This is a genomic window from Paenibacillus tritici (assembly GCF_013204885.1).
Classification (GTDB): domain Bacteria; phylum Bacillota; class Bacilli; order Paenibacillales; family Paenibacillaceae; genus Paenibacillus_AQ; species Paenibacillus_AQ tritici.
This window is the reverse complement of sequence record NZ_JABMKX010000008.1, coordinates 185,605-205,155: the sequence shown is the minus strand read 5'-3', so window position 1 is coordinate 205,155 and position 19,551 is coordinate 185,605. Positions and strand designations below refer to the sequence as shown.

The 19,551-nt window shown below is 52.6% G+C and carries 14 protein-coding genes; 8 read left to right on the top strand and 6 right to left on the bottom strand.

Annotated elements, in window-relative coordinates; genetic code table 11:
* The first annotated feature begins 335 nt into the window (after nt 1–335).
* Nucleotides 336–941 (top strand): hypothetical protein, encoded by a 606-nt coding sequence (locus HQN87_RS16090; protein ID WP_367272731.1) that lies wholly within the window; start codon nt 336–338, stop codon nt 939–941.
* 81 nt (nt 942–1,022) lie between these two features.
* Here the strand turns inward: HQN87_RS16090 and HQN87_RS16085 are convergent, their stop codons facing one another.
* The 4 genes from HQN87_RS16085 to HQN87_RS16070 all read right to left on the bottom strand — a co-directional run bounded on the left by HQN87_RS16085 (nt 1,023) and on the right by HQN87_RS16070 (nt 2,522).
* Nucleotides 1,023–1,619 (bottom strand): lysozyme, encoded by a 597-nt coding sequence (locus tag HQN87_RS16085; protein WP_173135338.1) that lies wholly within the window; start codon nt 1,617–1,619, stop codon nt 1,023–1,025.
* A gap of 149 nt (nt 1,620–1,768) precedes the next feature.
* Entirely contained in the window at nt 1,769–1,966 is a 198-nt protein-coding gene (locus HQN87_RS16080) for a helix-turn-helix domain-containing protein (RefSeq protein WP_173135335.1), read from the bottom strand.
* A gap of 4 nt (nt 1,967–1,970) precedes the next feature.
* Nucleotides 1,971–2,126 carry a YvrJ family protein gene (locus tag HQN87_RS16075; RefSeq protein WP_173135332.1) on the bottom strand — a complete coding sequence of 52 codons (156 nt, stop codon included), beginning with the start codon at nt 2,124–2,126 and terminating at the stop codon, nt 1,971–1,973.
* Between the two features lie 3 nt (nt 2,127–2,129).
* On the bottom strand, nt 2,130–2,522 hold the full coding sequence (locus tag HQN87_RS16070) for a sigma-70 family RNA polymerase sigma factor (RefSeq protein ID WP_173135329.1): 393 nt from the start codon (nt 2,520–2,522) through the stop codon (nt 2,130–2,132).
* Between the two features lie 299 nt (nt 2,523–2,821).
* Between HQN87_RS16070 and tgl the strand changes: the two genes are divergently transcribed.
* On the top strand, nt 2,822–3,550 hold the full coding sequence (gene tgl / locus HQN87_RS16065) for a spore coat transglutaminase TGL (protein WP_173135326.1): 729 nt from the start codon (nt 2,822–2,824) through the stop codon (nt 3,548–3,550).
* Nucleotides 3,551–3,562: 12 nt separating this feature from the next.
* On the opposite strand, the gene HQN87_RS16060 is transcribed toward tgl, so the two are convergent.
* Nucleotides 3,563–5,179, bottom strand: a complete 1,617-nt coding sequence (locus HQN87_RS16060) for a response regulator (RefSeq protein WP_173135322.1) — start codon at nt 5,177–5,179, stop codon at nt 3,563–3,565.
* Entirely contained in the window at nt 5,154–7,022 is a 1,869-nt protein-coding gene (locus tag HQN87_RS16055) for a sensor histidine kinase (protein WP_173135319.1), read from the bottom strand. The genes HQN87_RS16060 and HQN87_RS16055 overlap by 26 nt, the downstream gene beginning before the upstream one ends.
* Before the next feature lie 130 nt (nt 7,023–7,152).
* Between HQN87_RS16055 and HQN87_RS16050 the strand changes: the two genes are divergently transcribed.
* The 6 genes from HQN87_RS16050 (at nt 7,153) to HQN87_RS16025 (ending at nt 19,504) form a co-directional block, all read left to right on the top strand.
* Nucleotides 7,153–8,622: an ABC transporter substrate-binding protein gene (locus HQN87_RS16050; RefSeq protein ID WP_173135316.1), complete on the top strand. Its 1,470-nt coding sequence runs from the start codon at nt 7,153–7,155 to the stop codon at nt 8,620–8,622.
* Between the two features lie 303 nt (nt 8,623–8,925).
* Nucleotides 8,926–11,394 carry a collagen-like protein gene (locus HQN87_RS16045; RefSeq protein ID WP_173135313.1) on the top strand — a complete coding sequence of 823 codons (2,469 nt, stop codon included), beginning with the start codon at nt 8,926–8,928 and terminating at the stop codon, nt 11,392–11,394.
* 952 nt (nt 11,395–12,346) lie between these two features.
* Complete coding sequence (locus HQN87_RS16040; protein WP_436836473.1) at nt 12,347–13,312, top strand: ABC transporter permease; 966 nt, start codon at nt 12,347–12,349, stop codon at nt 13,310–13,312.
* A gap of 46 nt (nt 13,313–13,358) precedes the next feature.
* On the top strand, nt 13,359–14,252 hold the full coding sequence (locus tag HQN87_RS16035) for a carbohydrate ABC transporter permease (protein ID WP_173135306.1): 894 nt from the start codon (nt 13,359–13,361) through the stop codon (nt 14,250–14,252).
* Nucleotides 14,253–14,304: 52 nt separating this feature from the next.
* Complete coding sequence (locus HQN87_RS16030) at nt 14,305–15,858, top strand: ABC transporter substrate-binding protein (RefSeq protein WP_173135302.1); 1,554 nt, start codon at nt 14,305–14,307, stop codon at nt 15,856–15,858.
* Between the two features lie 133 nt (nt 15,859–15,991).
* Nucleotides 15,992–19,504, top strand: a complete 3,513-nt coding sequence (locus HQN87_RS16025; RefSeq protein ID WP_173135299.1) for a carbohydrate-binding domain-containing protein — start codon at nt 15,992–15,994, stop codon at nt 19,502–19,504.
* Nucleotides 19,505–19,551: the final 47 nt, after the last annotated feature.

The window sequence follows — 19,551 nt, the reverse complement described above, 5'->3', positions numbered from 1 at the left end:
CTGATCTTCATGGTTGGATTTTATATATTTGGAGGGGGGGGGGAGCGAAGCTTCCCCCTCTTTGGGTTTGTAAAAAGAAAAATAGATGAACCTTAATGAGGGAAGAATATATATGGTATAATAAGTAAAAAATAGGAAAGGAGTAGCTATGAGGGGAAGGATAATAACGTAAGGGTATGTGAGAGGGATACATTTAGGTGTAGTGTAGTGTACTTCCTATGGAATGGATTGGATAAAAAAATTTAACTTAAATATTAAATAATGTTAATTATATGTCATTCATGGATTCATTTGCTCTGATATAATTTCTGCTAGGTAGCCGAAGGGAGATTATTGTGTTAAAAAAAGAGCTTGGTATAGTGATGTTGTTGAGTGTCGTTTTACTTTCAGGATGTGGTGGATCAGGTACGCCCGCAACGGTTACGCAAGTGCCGGGTCAGTCTCCCAGTAAACAAGCAGCAACACAGCCGGAACAAAATACTGATGAATATTGTACTGTAGAACGTATAAATTTGGATAGTGAAACTGAAAAATATTTCTTTGGAACCTGGAAGGTTGAGAAGCTTTTAGGATTTGCAAATTCATATAATGATGCTTCTGAATATCCAACAGGGCAAAAATTTATTGGAGATGAAATTATCATCAAAAAAGACTTTTTTTCATCAAAAGGACTTAAAAACTATAGTAAGTATCAATATGAATTAAAAAATCCATTATATCAAATTACAGAGACATGTTATAACTCTGACGCTTTTTATAGATCATATAAAATAGATATCCCAGATTTAAAGATAAATGATGTATTAAAAGTAATGGATATAAGTGACCCTTCTACAAAACTTAGAATACCTGTAAGTGTAACTTTTTTTGTTGTTAATAACGATAGGCTTATCTTGTTATCAGAGGCAACTATTTTTGAGCTTAAAAAAATTACAAATTAAATGAATTATGGTTACGTAATAAGCCAAGAAAGGTCAGCCTCTTAGGCTGACCTTTCTTGTTTATGCTGTAAAACGAATAAACTACACTGTATATACTGGATATTTGTGAGTATATCCACTGCCCTTACAGAATAAAGTTGCTTCTTCATTTCTTCGTCTTTGTAAATTTCGATCATATGAAAATGCCTTGCTGACCAATCTTGAACAAGTATCAAGTTCATTTGTAGTACGTGGGCCAATAAAAGATGGATATATCTGCTCATATTTAAGCATAGCTTGTACATCAGCGGTTGCTAGCACCCCAGAACCTCCGTTAAAAGTGAGCGAAACAAGTGCATCAAACTGAGATTGTGAAAATGTATGACCGTTAGGAGGTGCTAATTTATTTACTGCTGCTACAGCCTTTGCAGTATCATTTGTAAAAAAATTATTTGCTTGAGTCTGAGAAATTGGTGAAGTGTAACCTAGATTCAAAGAGCTAGATAGAGCATTAGCTTGTGCTTGGGTTAGAAGAGAATCATTTGGATTACCTGTTGTATTTTTAGTATATGTTTTAGTCTTTGTTATCAGATGTCCCCATCCAACTGTTGGATACCCAACAGGATCTCCATAAAATTTCAAGGAAAATCCCTCATGCGATTTGATAAGGTTTGCTCCACCAGTGCCTAGATTTGCCATAATTATCACTCCTGAAATTATTTTTAGTAGAAGAACAATAGGGAGGAATCAAAGCCAGAGCACCATTCCCGAGTTTTCTGCAATGCCGTATTGCCTTCACATTATATAAAGAGAAATGATTCTCTTTATTTACAACCAATCTCCAAATTTTATTTCAAATCACTAATATTAAAGGTCTGTATAACCTCAATCATTTTGACATAGAGTTCCTGTTTCAAATCTTCCCGGTGATCGGCGGGGACTTGTCGCAAGGAGGCTTTGATCTTTGGTGTAAAAGATTCTAGGATATGTAATGTTGCCCCCTGATCATGGTGTTGCTGTGCTTGTACTAAAAGTTCGGCCAACATAAAATCACCGCTTTACGTTTTTTTGTATTTCATTTTTTAAAGCATTAATAGCCTCGCTTAAATCAGATATTTTCTTTTCAAAACGAATAAGCAGATACAAAGTAATTGCAATCGGGAAGCCTAAATTAGCAATGAAAGTAGCGATATCACCCTCCGTCATCATTCATCCCCCTTCCGTTATTAAGCTGCGCAATTTAGTTAGGGCTTTTAAGCGGTGTTTCGAAACGTTTTGTTGGGACACTCCCAATATTCCGGCTATTTCCTTGTCATTTAGTGCTTGTACATAAGCAAAAGATAGAATTTTTTGTTGCTGCACTGATAAGGATTCATAAGCTTGATAAAGGGAGTGATCCGTAATGTGATCTCTTAAAATTGGTGGTACAGATTCAGCATCATAAGTGGTAAGTAAGATGGACTCCAGGTTTTCATCGTTGTCTAAAGTCAGAGGAAACCGGCTGTCCTTCATTCGTCTTTTTTTGTCATAATTGATAGAGTTGTAGTATATGAGATTGGCCATATACGTGATAAAACGACGATTCAAGTCATCATCTGTCAATATAAGCCCCCCGTCCTTTTTAAAAAGAGAGTACTCCTACCCTATAAAGAGAAATGAAATGTATTTTTTACAACCATTTTCCAAAATAAAGAACGTATGTTCCTATATTTTAACATTGTTAATATTGCAGTCAATGAAACTAAATCTATGGTGCTGAGGACCGGGCAGCGGCACAGGAAGGAGAGCACCGGCAAAAGCCGGTTCTTTTGGCACAGTAAGCAAACTCCTCCGCACCAATTGCGGCCCGATACGTACAATAACCTATATTTCATGACAAGAAGATGAAAGGGGGAAGCAGAATGGGGTATGGATACACGCCTCCGGCAAATCCGGCATTTGAGATGAGGATGCGGGGGGAGATTATTGCGGCGGCCCGGGCGATGAATGCAGGGGGGACGGATTTCTCAACGTTCAAGAACTCCCGCTGCAATCCGAGATTTTGGACCCGTACAGCCAATGGGGGCTTCGAGCTGAACGCTAATGTAACACCTTCGGCAGCGATCAATGATATTTTTGTGAATGGACAGCTGTATGCCTTTGAATGCGCTATGGCGATGGTGATGATTCTATATAGAGCGACCATCAGTATGATCGGGGAGGCTGCCTTCAACCGTTATTTCACTGGTCTGTTCCTGTGGGACTGGAGCTATGACAGCAATCTGAAGATGATTACCACGTTCAACCTGGCCGAGCTGCAGCCGGGCGATGTTGTCTATTTCAAGAATCCCGACCATGATCCGAATAAACCGGAATGGCAGGGGGAGAATGCGATTATGTTATCGGCTGACCGTTACTATGGGCATGGACTGGGGATTAAGAGCGCCTCCGAGATGATTACTTCGCTGAATAGGCAACGGGTGCCGGGCAGCCGGACCTCGGCGTACCTGGCGGATGAGGGGCTTCACCCGGACTTCGCCTATATCGCTTCACTGGGCAACGCACGCTTCGGTCCTCCGGTATCCGGCAAGGATGAAGCAGGAGAAGCCATCTATTCCAGAATAGGCGTGAAATCCTATATTATCCGCTAACGCCGGGGAGGCTTAGCCTTTGGCCGAACGGAATTTAAGCGGGTGCAGGCCGACGTTTTTTTTGAACACAGTGCTGAAGTAATGGGGATTCTCATAGCCGACCCGCTCCGAGATCTCCATTACCTTCAGATCCGTATTCAGCAGCAGCTCCTTCGCCTTGCCTATGCGGATCTGCGTGATGTAGTCGGTGATGGTCCCGCCGGTCTCCTTCTTAAAAAGCAGGCTGATATAGTTTGGTGTCAGGTAGACCTCCTCGGCGATCCTTGAAACCGAAAGCTCAGAGGCGTAGCCCTCCTGGACAATGGAACGGATTCTGCTGATGATCCGGCTGTTTTTGGAGGTGTTTTTGCCTGCTACATACGCGCTTAAGTCATGCAGCAGGGACAGCATATACGCCTTGAGGTCAGTGATGTTCTTCTGCTGATACAGCTTATCCATGATGGTGATGCGGTCACTCAGGACCTGCCGGATATCCTCATCTATCTCATATAAGGCTCTGGCGGAGGTGAAAATCATCTCTGCACAGATACTCTGTACATATTCAATCTTCAGCTTGGGGCCGGCCAGCTTGGTGAACAACTGCTCCATCAGCACGATGACGGTGTCCGTATGTCCTGCCTTCAATTCATTCATCAGCCGGGCCTGGAATTTATAGAAAAAAGTGCTCTGCAGCGTCTCCGTGTCCGGCTGGATATCCTTAATGTAGAGGACGGAGGCATGGCCGGTATAGAATTTGTACACCAGCGCAGTCAGAGCATCCTTGTAGGAATCCTCCAGCTGGCCTGCAAGCAGACAAGCCCTGCCGATGCCGACCGAGGCATCCAGCCGAAGATACTTCTGGAGGTTGCCGATAATCTGTTCGCAGGTTGCTGAGATGGAATGGGCCGAAGGCGTCTGCGGCGTGCAGAGCACCAGAATGAACTCATTCTCGCTGGCCACGAAGCTGATGGAGCAGGGGTGGCCGGTCAGGCACTCGGTGATGACATTCTGGATGGAGAAATAGAGCAGCTGCTTATACTCCTCCGAGTATTTGTCAACCGCGCTCCGGTATTCATCAAGCTGGAGTACACAGACGGTCAGTGTCATCCCCCGCTTGAACGGCAGGGCGAAATAGTCGATTTTCTGCCAGATGTCCTCCTCCTTGCGGTACAGGCCGGCAATCAGATTCTGCAGGAATTTCTCCCGGAGCAGCGGCATATTGTCATGGAGCTGCTGCTTCAGCTGCCTCACATCCATCTGCTGCGCACGTTCCTCTGTTAGCCTGGCAACGGTCTGGCGGAAAACACTGCGGATCTCGGGCAGCTTGACAGGCTTCAGAATATATCCCTCGGCGCTCACCTTCAGCGCATCTCTGGCATAGGAGAAGTCCTGGGCGCCGCTGATAATAATGATTCGGGTAGGGCAGCCTGCTTCCCGCAGCTTCTCTGCCACCTCGAGCCCACCCATCAGCGGCATCATAATATCGGTGAACAGAATATCCGGCGTAAGCTTCAGACATAACTCATAAGCTTCCAGACCGTCCGAGGCTTCGCCGATAATCTCAATGCCGAATTCCTCCTGCCAATCGAACACGCGGATCAGGCTGCTGCGGATAAACGGCTCATCATCCGCTACGATCATCGTTAACATCTTCACTCACCTCATCCCATGTAGTAACCACCGGAAACCGGATGACCGCCAGCAGACCGCAGCCATCCTCGGTATTGGTGTAATAACGGATTCCGTAGGACTCTCCGAAAAACTGCCGGATTCTCATATGCACATTGCGGATACCGTAAGACTGGTTGCCCGGCTGGTGGGGATCTGTCAGCAGCAGGTTCAGCCGCGCGGGGTCAGCGCCTATTCCGTCATCAAACACGGAGATACTAAGGACGTCCTGCGCCCTCTCAACCCGGATGCGGATGGTGCCCGTACCCCGCCGCTGCTGTATCCCGTGAATCAGGGCGTTCTCCACGAGCGGCTGTAGACTCAGCTTAACCACTAAACATTCCTCTATCAGCGCCTGGTCTGTCTCTTCCAATTCATATTTAAGCCGGTCCTGGAACCGGAACTGCTGGATTTGCAGATAGCTCTCCACTTGCCGCAGCTCATCGCGGAGCGGAATAATGTTGCGTCCCTTGCTTAAGCTGTATCTGAAGAAATCCGACAGCGAGGTTACCATGCTGCTGATCTCGGGAATCTCGTGGTTGATGGCAATCCAGTTAATGGAGTCCAGCGTGTTGTATAGAAAATGCGGATTGATCTGGGCCTGGAGCATTTGAAGCTCGGCTTCTTTTTTGCGGAGTTCGGTGACGTAGAGCTTATCAATCAGCGCCTTAATCTGCTGTAGCAGCTTGTTATAGCGGTTGAACAAATAGGAGAATTCATCCTTGCGCCGGTAGCGGATGGGAATATTGAAATTCCCGTTCTCGGCATGTGACATCGACTGGATGAACTTGCGGATGGGCGCCGAGATATTCTCTGACAGCAAGAGGGCCATAAGGAATGAGACCAGCATACAAATACTTATAACGATATACATGACCCGGCGGAAGGAGATCAGCTCCCCGTTAAGCTCACGGACAGGCGAGAAGGATAGAATCGTCCAGCCGGTGTTCTCCAGGGTTTTGAACGAGACGAGCATATCCTCGCTGCCCATGGGATGGTGGAAGGAATGAAGAGTGGAGGGATTGCCTGAGCTGCCTGGAGTCGTGTTCAGCTTGCTGTAGTAATCTTGTGAGACGATGTTCTGGCCGATGAGCGCCGGTTCGGCGCTAATGGCAATCGTTCCGGTTCTGTCTACGATATAGACCTTGCTGCCGGGCGTTGGTTTGTAATGCTCCAGCAGCGTGCCGAATTCGGCAACGGGAATATCAATGGTTAACAGTCCGACATAGGGCAGCTGTGCATGGCGGATACCGAACAGTCGCCTCGCAAATTTGAGGGTGAACCTGGAATCCAGCGAGCTAAGGCCCACGACTGCGAAATCAGATTTGGCCGGAATGCTTAAATACCAGGGCTTCAGGGTGATAAGGTCGATATTGAATACACGCCTTGAGAAATTATATTGGGTATATTCCGGCCGGTTCAGCATATAGAGCATAGGAACGAAGCTGCTGCCGGATGTACCGTTCGAAGGGAAATTCTCAAGGATTTTGCTCAGGGCAGCCAGCTCGTTAATAATTCCGGTGCTGTCTGTGGGCCGGTTGGAGGAGATGAGGTCTGCGAATTCCGAATTCAGGTACAGCGCAATCATGGATTTATTAGCCGCTTCGAACCGCCGGGCCAGATTATCCTGCACCAGATTGAAGTTATTCTCAATGGATGTATTCATATTTCGGGTGATGATATCCGCAGATTTGTTATAGATCGTGACCGATATAATTGTGGTCGGTAGAAGGACGAGGAAGAGGAAATAGAGGATCAGGCGGCTGCGGATGCTGAAATGGTACAGGAAGAGAGTCTTCGACAATGAATCAAACCATGTCTTCATCGGAGTCCTCCTTCAGCTAAGCTGATGTTCGGGCCTTTCCATTTACCGGAGAATCCTGGATAATACCCATCAATAGCTGGTATTCATTGTAAAACGCAAGAAGTCTTGATGTCAACGCAGGAGGTGTAGCATGAAAAGATTCCTGTTCTATCTCATCGCTCTGTTAGGCTGCGGGCTTGCTATCTATACTATGGTCTATGACCGCCCGCTGCTGCCGGACTTCACCCCGGAACAGCCTGCCGGTGTGCCGGTGCAGACAACCCGGGTGAAGATCGCCCTCTATGACTGGACGGAGAACCTGGAGGTGAAGAATGCGATCAGTCAATTTAATCGAACCAATCCTGATCAGATTGAGATTGAAGTGATGGATATCGCTGCCGATGTCTACGATGACACCTTGAACATGCTCATGACCTCCGGCCGGGGACCGGATGTGTTCAGCGTAGACAATGCCTGGCTGGCTACCTATGTGAACAAGGGATATCTGGCTAACCTGGCTGCGGAGCTGGAGCCTGGCTATCTGGAGCGATTCCCTTCATGGGCCAGGGACTATGCGTCCGGTTCGTTGTTCAAGGGCGGAATCTATTTCCTGCCTTCCAGCATTGATACCGTGCGCCTGGTATACAACAAGCAACTGTTCCGTAGTGCCGGACTGGACCCGGAGCAGCCTCCGCTTACCTTCGGAGCGGTGAAGAAAGCCGCCCTGCAGATCAGCAAGGCCGGAGTAGGGGTGAACAAATATGGATTCGTGTTGCCCGCAGGGGATACCCAGGACAGTCTGCAGACCGGACTTGAAATGTCGAATACCTACAGCGGTTATTATTTCTATGATTACCGGACGGGCCGTTATGACCTGAGCGTGTATGCCCCCTGGCTTCAGATGGTGATAGAGATGAAGCAGCAGGGCAGTCTCTATCCGGGAGAGGCTCTGCTTAAGCGGAACAGCGCCCTCCGGCAGTTCGCCGATGGCAATATCGGCATGATGTATGTCACCAGCAAAGATTATGTGAAGCTGCAGGAGTATATGCCTAAGGATGACTGGGGAGTGGTTCTGCCGCCGGTTGCGGATCTGTCGAAGTATAAGGCAGGCGCCCTGATGATGGTCCCCCACTCTCCGCTTGGTGTGAACAGCGCGTCTGGCGGACGGGAGGCGGCGGTTAAGGTATGGAGATTCCTTCAATCGAAGGAGTTCCTGACGATTCTCTATCAGCAGGCGCTGGCCCTGCCGGTTGTAGATGGGATTCTCAACCTGCCCAGTACAGCCCCCGGACTGGGGCATTTCAAGGAATTCTACCCCACGGCGGCAGAATCCATCTATCCGCCTGCTCCGCAGATTATGGACCAGTATGATCCTAACACGGTATCTACGGAGCCGCGCGATTCGGGTGACCGTCCGAGAATGCAGCTGTATCTGCGGATCATCGAAGGGGAAATTGGACTTCGCCAGGGGCTGCGCAGCGAGACAGAGCGGCTGAATCAGATGCTCGACATTGCAGATACGGGGTATTCTTTTGAGCGTGATGAGTATATCTATCCGGACTTCGATCCCCGGGAGCCCTTGAAGGGAGAGAGCCAACAGAGCCGGTTGAGTAAGGAGTAAGAAGAGCAGGCTCGGTAAGGACAGGAATACAATAATAGCAGGGCTATATTCAGGGCTCTTTCCTGGTCACAGCGGCCGCGGGAGGGGTCCTTTGTGTTGTCTCCTATTTATATAGGATGAGTGCCGCAATGAAGCTGTAATGTCCATACCATAAGGGAATTAATGGAATACTACTATATTAATCGCCTCTTTGTGCTGCTAGTTTCCGTGCTGGCTTCTATTAAGAGAAGAGATAGATTCAGCAGTGAAAGGAAGTATGTAGCAGGAAAATTAAAAAAAGATATTCATAAAGGAGACGGGGAGATGACCTTTCTATCAACAGGACCACTGGAAAATAACCAGGTTGGAGGAGTTAGACCGACTACGCAGGTTACAGTCAGAATTGATAACCGCAGTTCTCTGGAAGCTTCCACATTATTGGTACAAGGCTATTACATGCTCGGAGGAGTAAGAACCGTGTATGTCAGTGAAACTATTAACGTAGCTGCGAACGAATCTATTTCTAACACTTACTATGCGGATCTGGACGCTTTTGAATTTCTGTTTGTTACATCAGCGACAACGGATGATCCGATCCGGATATCGGTATGGGGCAAGAGCAGCACCGGCCAACTGGTAACCGCCCACCGCCTGGTCTCGGGTGAATTAACGGGCGAATTAGGCATAACGGGGGCAACGGGTGCAACAGGAGCGACGGGAGCCAATGGGGCGACCGGAGCGACAGGGGCCGGAGTGACCGGGGCGACGGGTGCTACTGGAGTGGCGGGAGTGACGGGTGCGACAGGACCTGGAGCGGGAGTAACCGGGGCGACCGGAGCAGCGGGAGTGACGGGTGCGACCGGAGCATCGGGAGTGACGGGTGCGACTGGAGCAGCAGGAGTAACGGGTGCGACCGGAGTAGCGGGAGTGACGGGTGCGACTGGAGCAGCGGGAGTGACTGGGGCGACCGGAGTAGCGGGAGTAACCGGGGCGACCGGAGCGGTGGGAGTGACGGGTGCGACTGGAGCGGCGGGAGTGACCGGGGCGACTGGAGCGTCAGGAGTGACCGGGGCGACCGGAGCGGTGGGAGTGACGGGTGCGACTGGAGCGGCGGGAGTGACCGGGGCGACTGGAGCGTCAGGAGTGACCGGGGCGACCGGAGCATCGGGAGTGACAGGTGCGACTGGAGTAGCGGGAGTGACGGGTGCGACCGGGGCATCGGGAGTGACGGGTGCGACCGGAGCATCGGGAGTGACGGGTGCGACTGGAGCAGCAGGAGTAACGGGTGCGACCGGAGTAGCGGGAGTGACGGGTGCGACTGGAGCGGCGGGAGTGACTGGGGCGACTGGAGCAGCGGGAGTGACCGGGGCGACCGGAGTAGCGGGAGTGACCGGGGCGACTGGAGCAGCAGGAGTGACGGGTGCGGCTGGAGTGACGGGTGCGACCGGTGCGACTGGAGTAGCGGGAGTGACCGGGGCGACCGGAGCGGCTGGAGTGACCGGTGCGACCGGAGTAGCGGGAGTGACCGGGGCGACCGGAGCAGCGGGAGTGACCGGGGCGACCGGAGCAGCGGGAGTGACCGGGGCGACCGGAGCGGCGGGAGTGACTGGGGCGACCGGAGTAGCGGGAGTGACGGGTGCGACTGGAGCGGCGGGAGTGACTGGGGCGACCGGAGTAGCGGGAGTAACCGGGGCGACTGGAGCGTCAGGAGTGACCGGGGCGACCGGAGCGGCGGGAGTGACCGGGGCGACCGGAGTAGCGGGAGTGACGGGTGCGACCGGAGCGGTGGGAGTGACCGGGGCGACCGGAGTAGCGGGAGTGACCGGGGCGACTGGAGCATCGGGAGTGACAGGTGCGACTGGAGTAGCGGGAGTGACGGGTGCGACTGGAGCAGCGGGAGTGACTGGGGCGACTGGAGCGGCAGGAGTAACCGGAGCGGCGGGAGTGACGGGTGCGACTGGAGCATTGGGAGTGACGGGTGCGACCGGGGCGACCGGAGTAGCAGGAGTGACGGGTGCGACTGGAGTAGCGGGAGTGACCGGGGCAACCGGGGCGGCTGGAGTGACAGGTGCGACTGGAGCAGCAGGAGTAACCGGGGCGACCGGAGCAGCAGGAGTAACCGGGGCGACCGGAGCAGCAGGAGTGACTGGGGCGACTGGAGCGTCGGGAGTAACCGGGGCGACTGGAGCAGCAGGAGTGACCGGGGCAACCGGAGCGGCGGGAGCGACTGGAGTAGCGGGAGTGACGGGTGCGACTGGAGTGGCGGGAGTGACCGGGGCGACTGGAGCGGCGGGAGTGACCGGCCCCAATATCGCAATTGAAGGGTTCTCCGCGTTTTTGCCTACATTCTCGGCAGCGACCAGTACGCAGCTCACAGGCTGGACGGTGACAACTCCTTATTACGACAGTACGACTTTTAACGAAGCAACGGGTAACTATACGATCCCGGCAACCGGCAGATACTCATTTGAGGCGACTATTAACTACAGCACTACGGCTGCAATCTCGGTGGCGTTAGGTGCAGGAGTTAATCCGGCTTTTGTAGTGCGGAGAAGCTCTCCAACGGTAACAGATCTGGTAACAGGATTGTTCCCGCTGCTGAATGTTAACATTGCACTTCTGCTGACCCTCCGGACGATTCTTGGCAACGGCACGGTAACCTTGACAGGTGAATTCGAATTGACGGCAGGCGACGTAATCGGACTGTTCTATGTAGCAGATGGATTAACACTGCCGCTAGATCTTGGCGGTGCCTCCTCAGGTGTTGTATGGTCGGTGCATAGACTGACCTAGTCACATCAAATCAGACCGGCAAGATAAGTTTCAGCTAAACACAAAGGGTGTTCCACAGCTATCAATCGTGGAGCACCCTTTGTGTTGCTTGGATGTGCCCGCTTACGCTTAATTCAACTTTCGGGGGGATTCATGTTGATTACGACAGGAGTGCTAACTCATCTTAAGCCGGAAGCGGGCGATGTGCGGGAATGAAAGGGATAAATCCCTCTGAATTCGCCGGAAGCGGGCGATGTGCGGGAATGAGAGGGATAAATCCCTCTGATGCGGCCGGAAGCCGGCGATGTGCGGAAATGAGAGGGATAAATCCCTCCGATGCGGCCGGAAGCGGGCGATGTGCGGGAATGAGAGGGATAAATCCCTCTGATGCGTCCGGAAGGGGGCGATGTGCGGAAATGAGAGGGATAAATCCCTCTGATGCGGCCGGAAGCAGGCGATGTGCGGAAATGAGAGGGATAAATCCCTCTGATGCGTCTGGAAGCGGGCGATGTGCGGGAATGAGAGGGATAAATCCCTCTGATGCGTCCGAAAACGGACGGCAGCCGCTCCGGAAGAGCAAAAGTGCACCCCAATCCGCCGGAAACGGGCGGTAGTCGCCCAAGGAGGAGCAAAAGTGCACCTCAATCCGCCGGAAACGGGCGGCAGTCGCCCCGGAGGAACAAAAGTGCACCCCAATCCGCCTAAAGCGGGCGGCAGTCGCCCAAGGAGGAGCAAAAGTGCACCCCATTCCGCCGGAAGCGGGCGGCAGTCGCCCCGGAAGAGCAAAAGTGCACTCCAATCCGCCGGAAGCGGACGGTAGCCGCCCGATCGAAACTCCGTAGGATTTTGAACTTTTATTATAGATGGCCTTATTTAGCATCGGTCCTTCTGCGGCTACACTTAAGACATGGAAGAGAGGAACTGCTGAAGGAATCAGGAGGCGGAAGGCATGATTACAGAGGATAAGAAAAGTATGGCTAATCCGGGCAGCGGCAGCCTGCCGGTAGGCCGGAACAAGAGAAAGAAGCCCATGCTGAAGCATCTGCGCAAGCACAAGGTTCTGCTGCTGATGCTGCTGCCGGGTGTGGTGTTTTTGCTGGTCAATAATTATCTGCCGATGTTCGGGATCATCATTGCCTTCAAGAATATCAACTATGTGGACGGGATTCTCGGCAGTCCGTGGGTGGGGCTGGATAACTTCAAATTCCTGTTCGCCACCTCGGATGCCTGGATTATTACCCGCAATACGGTGCTCTACAACTTCGTGTTTATCATTCTCAATCTGGTCATCGCCGTGTCCATTGCGGTTGCCCTGAATGAGCTGAGGAACAAGCTGGCCGCCAAATTTTATCAGAGTATCATGTTCTTCCCGTACTTTCTGTCGATGGTGGTAGTAAGCTATCTTGTGTTCGCCTTCTTGAATGTTGAATACGGTTTCATTAACAAAGGAATCTTCGCCCTGTTCGGGCTGGATGAGCTGAACTGGTATTCCGAGCCGAAGTACTGGCCGTTCATTCTGCCGCTGGTTAACCTCTGGAAAGGGGTGGGCTATGGCTGTGTCATCTACCTCGCGGCCATCATCGGTATTGACAACGAGTATTATGAAGCGGCCCTGATTGACGGAGCCACCAAGTGGAAGCAGATTCTGCATATCACCATTCCGCTGATCCGGCCGGTCATTATTATCACCACGATTCTGGCAATCGGCGGGATCTTCCGCTCCGACTTCGGGCTGTTCTACCAGACCACATTGAATTCCGGGGCACTGTACCCGACAACGCTGGTCATCGACACCTACGTCTATAACGCGCTGATTAATATGGGCAATCTGGGGATGTCCGCAGCGGCCGGATTATACCAATCGGTGGTCGGTTTCTTCCTGGTCCTCGGCTCGAACTGGATCGTGCGCAAGGTCGATAGGGATCAGGCTGTATTTTAGCAAAATATCCAGGCGGCGTATGTATCCTAAGAAGGAGTGTAAATCCGTGGCGAATAACGAAATATCCAGATTCACCAACATCCTCCTCCATGTTATTTTTATCATCCTGTCTCTGGCCTGCCTGCTGCCGATTGTCCTCGTCTTCATGATCTCCATTACGGATTACGATTACATTGTGCGTAACGGATATCAGTTCATCCCGGAGAAGCTTAGCCTGGAGGCTTACGCTTATATCTTCAAGGATTACAGCGTGGTGCTGCGAGCCTACGGCATCTCGTTCTTCGTCACTATTACCGGAACGCTGGTCAGTGTGTTCATCTCTTCCCTGTATGCGTATCCGATCTCGCGGGCCGACTTCCGCTACCGGGGGCTCTTCGCCTTCCTGATCTTCTTCACCATGCTGTTCGGCGGCGGGCTGGTGCCGTGGTATATGGTCTACACCCAGGTGCTGGATCTCAAGAACTCCATCTGGGCGCTCATTGTGCCGATGCTGCTGTCTCCGTTCAATGTGCTGATTATGAAGACCTACTTCCAGATGAGTGTTCCGCCCGCGCTGATTGAAGCCTCCACCATCGACGGGGCCGGGGAGCTGCGGACCTTCTTCAAGATTGTATTTCCGCTGTCCCTGCCGGTCTTCGCCACGATTGGGCTGTTCAATACCCTGCATTACTGGAACGACTGGTTCAACAGCATGATCTTCATCACCGATACAGACCTCTACTCCCTGCAATACCTCATGTACAAAATGATCTCCCAGGCCGACTACCTGAGCCGCAACGGGGCACTGATTCAAGGCTCGGCCACAGAGCTGGCCAAATTGCCGGGGGAAACTATCCGCATGGCGATGGCGCTGATCGGCATTGGCCCGATTGTGCTGGCCTACCCGTTCTTCCAGCGGTATTTCATCAAAGGATTGACGCTTGGCTCCATTAAAGGCTAACCTCGGCATCCACCGATTAGCATATATTGTTCCATCAAGGGGAGGAAAAAGTATGGCAGGTAAAAAAGTCACAGGTCTGCTGCTGTCATTGGTGCTAATGGCGGGGTTCACCCTGGCCGGATGCTCCGGCAATAACAACAATCCGGCTGCGCCTACAGAGAAAACAGGAGAGAGCACCACAGCTCCGGCAGCCACGAAGGAAGCCACAGCAACGGAAGCGGCCGGGACAGAAGCGCCGGATGGGCTGGAACCGGTAGAGCTGTCACTGTATCTGCCAGGCGGGCCGGATAAGGATGTAGCTGCTGTTGAGCAGGAGATCAATGCTTACCTGAAGGATAAAATCAATGCCACCCTCAAGATTAACCAGCTAAGCTGGGATAAACCCGCCGACAAGGTCAACCTGATGATCCAGTCCGGCGAAGTGTTCGATATGGTCTATACCTGGAACTTCATGACCAATGCCGCCAAGGGAGCGTACCTGCCGCTGGAGGAGCTGATCGACACCTATGCCAAGGAGACGAAGGCACAGATTAATCCGGCCTATCTCCAGGCCGCTACGGTGAACGGACATTTGTACGCGATTCCAACCGAGAAGGAGCTGGGGCAGTCGGTCGGGTTTGCTTTTGACAAGGCGATTGTGGATAAATACGGCTTCGATGTCAACAGCATCAAGAAGCTGGAGGATATTGAACCGATGCTGAAGACGATTAAGGAGAAGGAACCGGCTCTCTCGCCGCTGTTCATGAACCATACCGACAGCCTGCACTGGTTCACCGCCTATCCGGACAGTGAGGATCTCGACGGCAGCAATGAAATACCGACCCTGCTCGACTACAAGACGATGAAGGTATTCAACGAATACGATACGCCGGAGATTGTGGAACGGCTGAAGCTGATCCGCAGCTGGTATGAAGCAGGTTATATTAACAAGAACGGGGCCACAGACAAGACGGAGCTGAAGGATGCGGTCAAAAGCGGCAAGGCCTGGTTCGTCTACGGCAACATGAATCCGACCTCCACCAATGACTGGACCCGGCTTGCCGAGAAGCCGATGATCATCAAGACGCTGCTGCCGGTGGGGGTCAGCACCAAGAGTCTGCAAGGCTCAATGCTCGCCATCTCCAGAACCTCCAAAAACCCTGAACGGGCCATGATGTTCATGAATCTGATTCATACCGATCCGGTGCTCTACAACCTGCTGACCTTCGGCATTGAAGGCAAGCATTACAAGAAGCTGGAGAATAACACGGTGGAATTCATTCCCGAGAGCGGCTACAATTCCGTATCCTCCTGGATGATCGGCAACGTGCTGCTGAACTACCTCAACAAGGACGAAGATCCTAAGCGCGTGCAGCTGTACACGGACTGGAACAAGAACGCCGCCGTATCGCCGGTGATCGGATTTGTCTTCGATTCGACCAAGGTGCAGTCACAGATCGGTGCCCTGATCAATATCACGAAGCAGTATAAGAACACCCTGTACTCCGGGGAAAAGGACCCTGAACCGGTCCTGAAGGAAATGAACAGCAAGCTGAAGGCCGCCGGCCTGGACGCTGTGATTACCGAAATTCAGAGTCAGCTCGATGCTTTTCTGGCCGCCAAATAAGCAGCTATGGCCATAGCACGCCCGGTATTCAGAGCAGCAGTCCCAGCGGCCGCCTGCCGCGGATACCGGGTATTCTCTTTCGCTGATCCAGCCCTTGGGGAGCCCCTATCTGATCATAAGAGAGGGTGTTAATATGCGAATTCAGAGAATTACAGGCAAATTGCTCATTACTGTTCTGGTGCTGATGTCCGCTCTGATGCCGGCCGGTTGGATTCATTCTGCCGGACCACCGTCAGGTGCGATTGTGATGGAAAACAACGAATCCACGGCGGAGCTCCCGCCGCCTGCGCCTAATGCTGATTCGATGCTTAATAGTACAGTCACAGAGGATACCTATCTGCCGTTCGGGCTGCTCTGGCAGGTGGGCGAGCAGGATAACAGCTCCTCTGAATTCACGGTATTTCAAGATGTGTACAGTGAGAATATTCCCCTCCCCGTAAGCTCCGAGAACTGGAATACCATCTCCCGCGGAATGAAGCTGGACCGCAACGGGACGATGAGTCTCACCTTCAATCTAACAGAAGTTCCGCTCTATGGCGTGGAGTTCAGCTTCAGGGTACTGGATGCAAGCACCGCCATTCCACAGCTGGCAGTGTTCACCAACGGCAGCTTCAGCGGGCTGATCCAGATTACCGGGCTGAATGACGGCGAGACCCCCCTTTCGCGCACCTGGAAAGAAACCTACAGACTCTACATTCCCCGGGAAATGCTGCAGGCCGGAGGGAATGAGCTTAAGCTGGTTCTGGACCGCGGGTTATATGCCGATCCGCAGTCTCCCGGTTATGACGGAGACCGGTACCTGTGGTTCGAGTGGGATTATCTCAGGCTGGATGCACTGGCTGAGCAGCCCGCTGAGCCTATTCATGGAAGGTATGTGCATCTGGGAAGCACCATTGCCGCGTCGACCTTCAGGTATGACGAGCATGCGATCCGGCATCTGGCGCCGATGACCAAGTGGCTGGGCATCGCCTACAGCGGCAACTGGATGCGCACCTCCTTCTGGTCGGATACCAGCGCAGGCTGGGACCCGCAGGGACGGACCTATCTGGAGACGCTGCGTGACCTCAACCTTGCGCCGATGGTCAATATTATAGGTGGCAACTGGAAGAGTAACAGTGAGCTGGCCGCAGGCACTATCAGCCCGGCGCTGCGGAGCTATTACAGCGGATTTGTCAGCAAATTCGGCGATCTGTATCAGTATGCCGAGACAGGCAATGAGCCCGGATTGTTCGGCTGGGCACAGAAGGCGGTGCTGGCGCTTCACGAGCTGATGGATGAGGAGAGGCAGAGTAACAGCCAGCCGTATCTGAAGATTGTCGCCCCCGGCTGGGCGTACTGGCCGTATAACGGGACACCTGACGGCTGGGAACGGGATGCCGCCCAGCGGGCCGCGATTGAAGCACTGTCGGATGTGACCAACGGCCACAGCTACGGAGGCACCGGGGTTCAGCCGTTGCCGGGCGGAAGCCTGTATGAGAATCTGCGGGTCTATGGCGATTCAGACGAAGGCTTCGGCAAGGAAATGGCGATGAGTGAGACCGGCAGCAATGACAACCATTCCGACAATACGAAATACGGGACGTTTGCTTACAGGTTTGCTTCTGCTTTTGACCGGGAGCTGCGCGGGAATATCGGTTATGTGGACCATATTATGCAGCATGCGGCTTTCTTCAACGACGGGACGGAATTTGGCCTGTTCGATTCCGCGATCAACTGGAATTCGCACCGCTATGAGGACACGGCAGCAGTGCCCGCCAATATCAACGAATCGGGGGAGACCCGGCTGAAGACATTCCGCAGACTGGCCGCCGCCTATGCTACCCATGGAAGTCCGCTCCCCTACGAGGTTCTCAATGCATCTTCATTAACCGGGCAAAAAGCGTATGTCCGCGCAGTCGATACCTCGGCGCTGGGGACTACGGCTATAGGTGCTTCTTCCGATAAAATTCTGCTGAATTTCGTCAACTTTGAGACATCGCCGGTAACCATGGAGGTCCGGGTTGCGATGCCGTCCAGCGGAACGTATACCGGTGAACGGTTCGGTCCAGGCGATACCTATGCTGCCGCCTATTCCCGGGTTCAGCTTACAGCATCGCCGTATATTACACTTACAGTGTCACTCGGTGCCGGGGAGACCGTCCAGTATATTCTGGATGAACAGGAGAACACCGCACCCTCTGCGCCAGCCAGTCTGTCGGCAGCGGCAGTAAGCCATGAGCAAATCAGGCTGACCTGGAATGCCTCAACGGATAATGATGCGGTTGTAAGCTACAATGTGTACCGTGACGGCGGAACCGTTCCGGTAATGAATATTCCCGGACGCCTGACCTTCTGGAGTGACTACACGGTGGCTCCGCAGACCACTTACAGCTACACGGTTCAGGCTGTGGATGACTCCGGCAATGAATCGCCCCTCAGCGCAGCCGTGTCTGCAACTACAGCGGTCATGCCGGTTACGCCTCATGCCGCGGGAGATCCGTCCAAATTCGAGGCTGAAGCTACCGCTTTTGCACTTCCGCTAAGGACCGGCAACAACAGCAGCGCCTCGGGCGGCAAGGTCGTCGAGCAGACGCATAGCGGGGGCCTGGCGATCCAAGGCTTCGATTCTGCGAACGGCGGAAGCTATACCTTAACTATTGTATACGCTTCCAATGAGGATTCTAAGAAAAATATCCTCGTGAACGGAGTGAAGCAGTCCACGGTTACCCTGCCCTCCACGGGAAGCTGGACAGCCAATATAACTGCAAGGCAGTATGGGATTACACTCCAGCCGGGCTATAACACGATCAGCTTCACTTCAGCCGGGAAAGGTGCCAATCTTGATTACTTCAAGCTGGAGGAGGGTCTGTATGTTCCGCTCTCCCACTGGTATCCGGTCGCCCATGATCACGCTTATATAGACTATACCGGGTTCGAGACCGCACCGAACGGCGTGTCCCATGTGACGTATGGGCCGGATGCTTCGGCCGGGTTCAGCTTCAACGGCATCGGCGTCCGCTGGCGTTCGGATATCAAGAGCGATATGGGCAGTGCGGATGTTTATGTGGACGGTGAATACAAGGAGACCGTAGTGATTCCGCAGGCCGGTCTGGAGGGCGACCACAAAATTGTCTATGAGCTGACGGGTCTTGCGTACGGGCTGCACCGGATTGAAATTGCAGGCAATGGCGGGAAAGTCATGGTCAGCGGGCTGGAGTTCGAGAGCTATGAATCCGTGCTGCCGGCGCCGGGGCCGGATCTGACGGTGACCGGTATCGGCTGGAATATCGTGAACAGCAATGGCAGCCCGTCCACGCACAGCACACCGCAGCTTGGGGATTCCCTGATCTTCTGGGCCAAAGTGAAGAACATCGGCGTCCGTCCTACGCCGCTGAATGCTTCGACCGGTCTGGGCCAGATCACCGGCGGAGCCTTCTCGGTGAACGGCGGGGTAGTATCCTGGACGGATACGAATACCAGTGTGATTCAGCCGGGCGAAGAGATCACTTTAACGGCCAACAGCAGCGCCCAAGGCACGCCCCGCTGGACAGTGCCGACCATCGGGGACTTTACAGTCAGCTTTTTTGTGAATGATATTTGGCGTTATGCGGAGATGAACAAGGAGAATAACAAGCTCAGTGAGACCCTCCATATTGCTCTGCCCTGACGGAGGGAGGAACGGGGGATAATAGAAATTTGAACTTATATTATAGC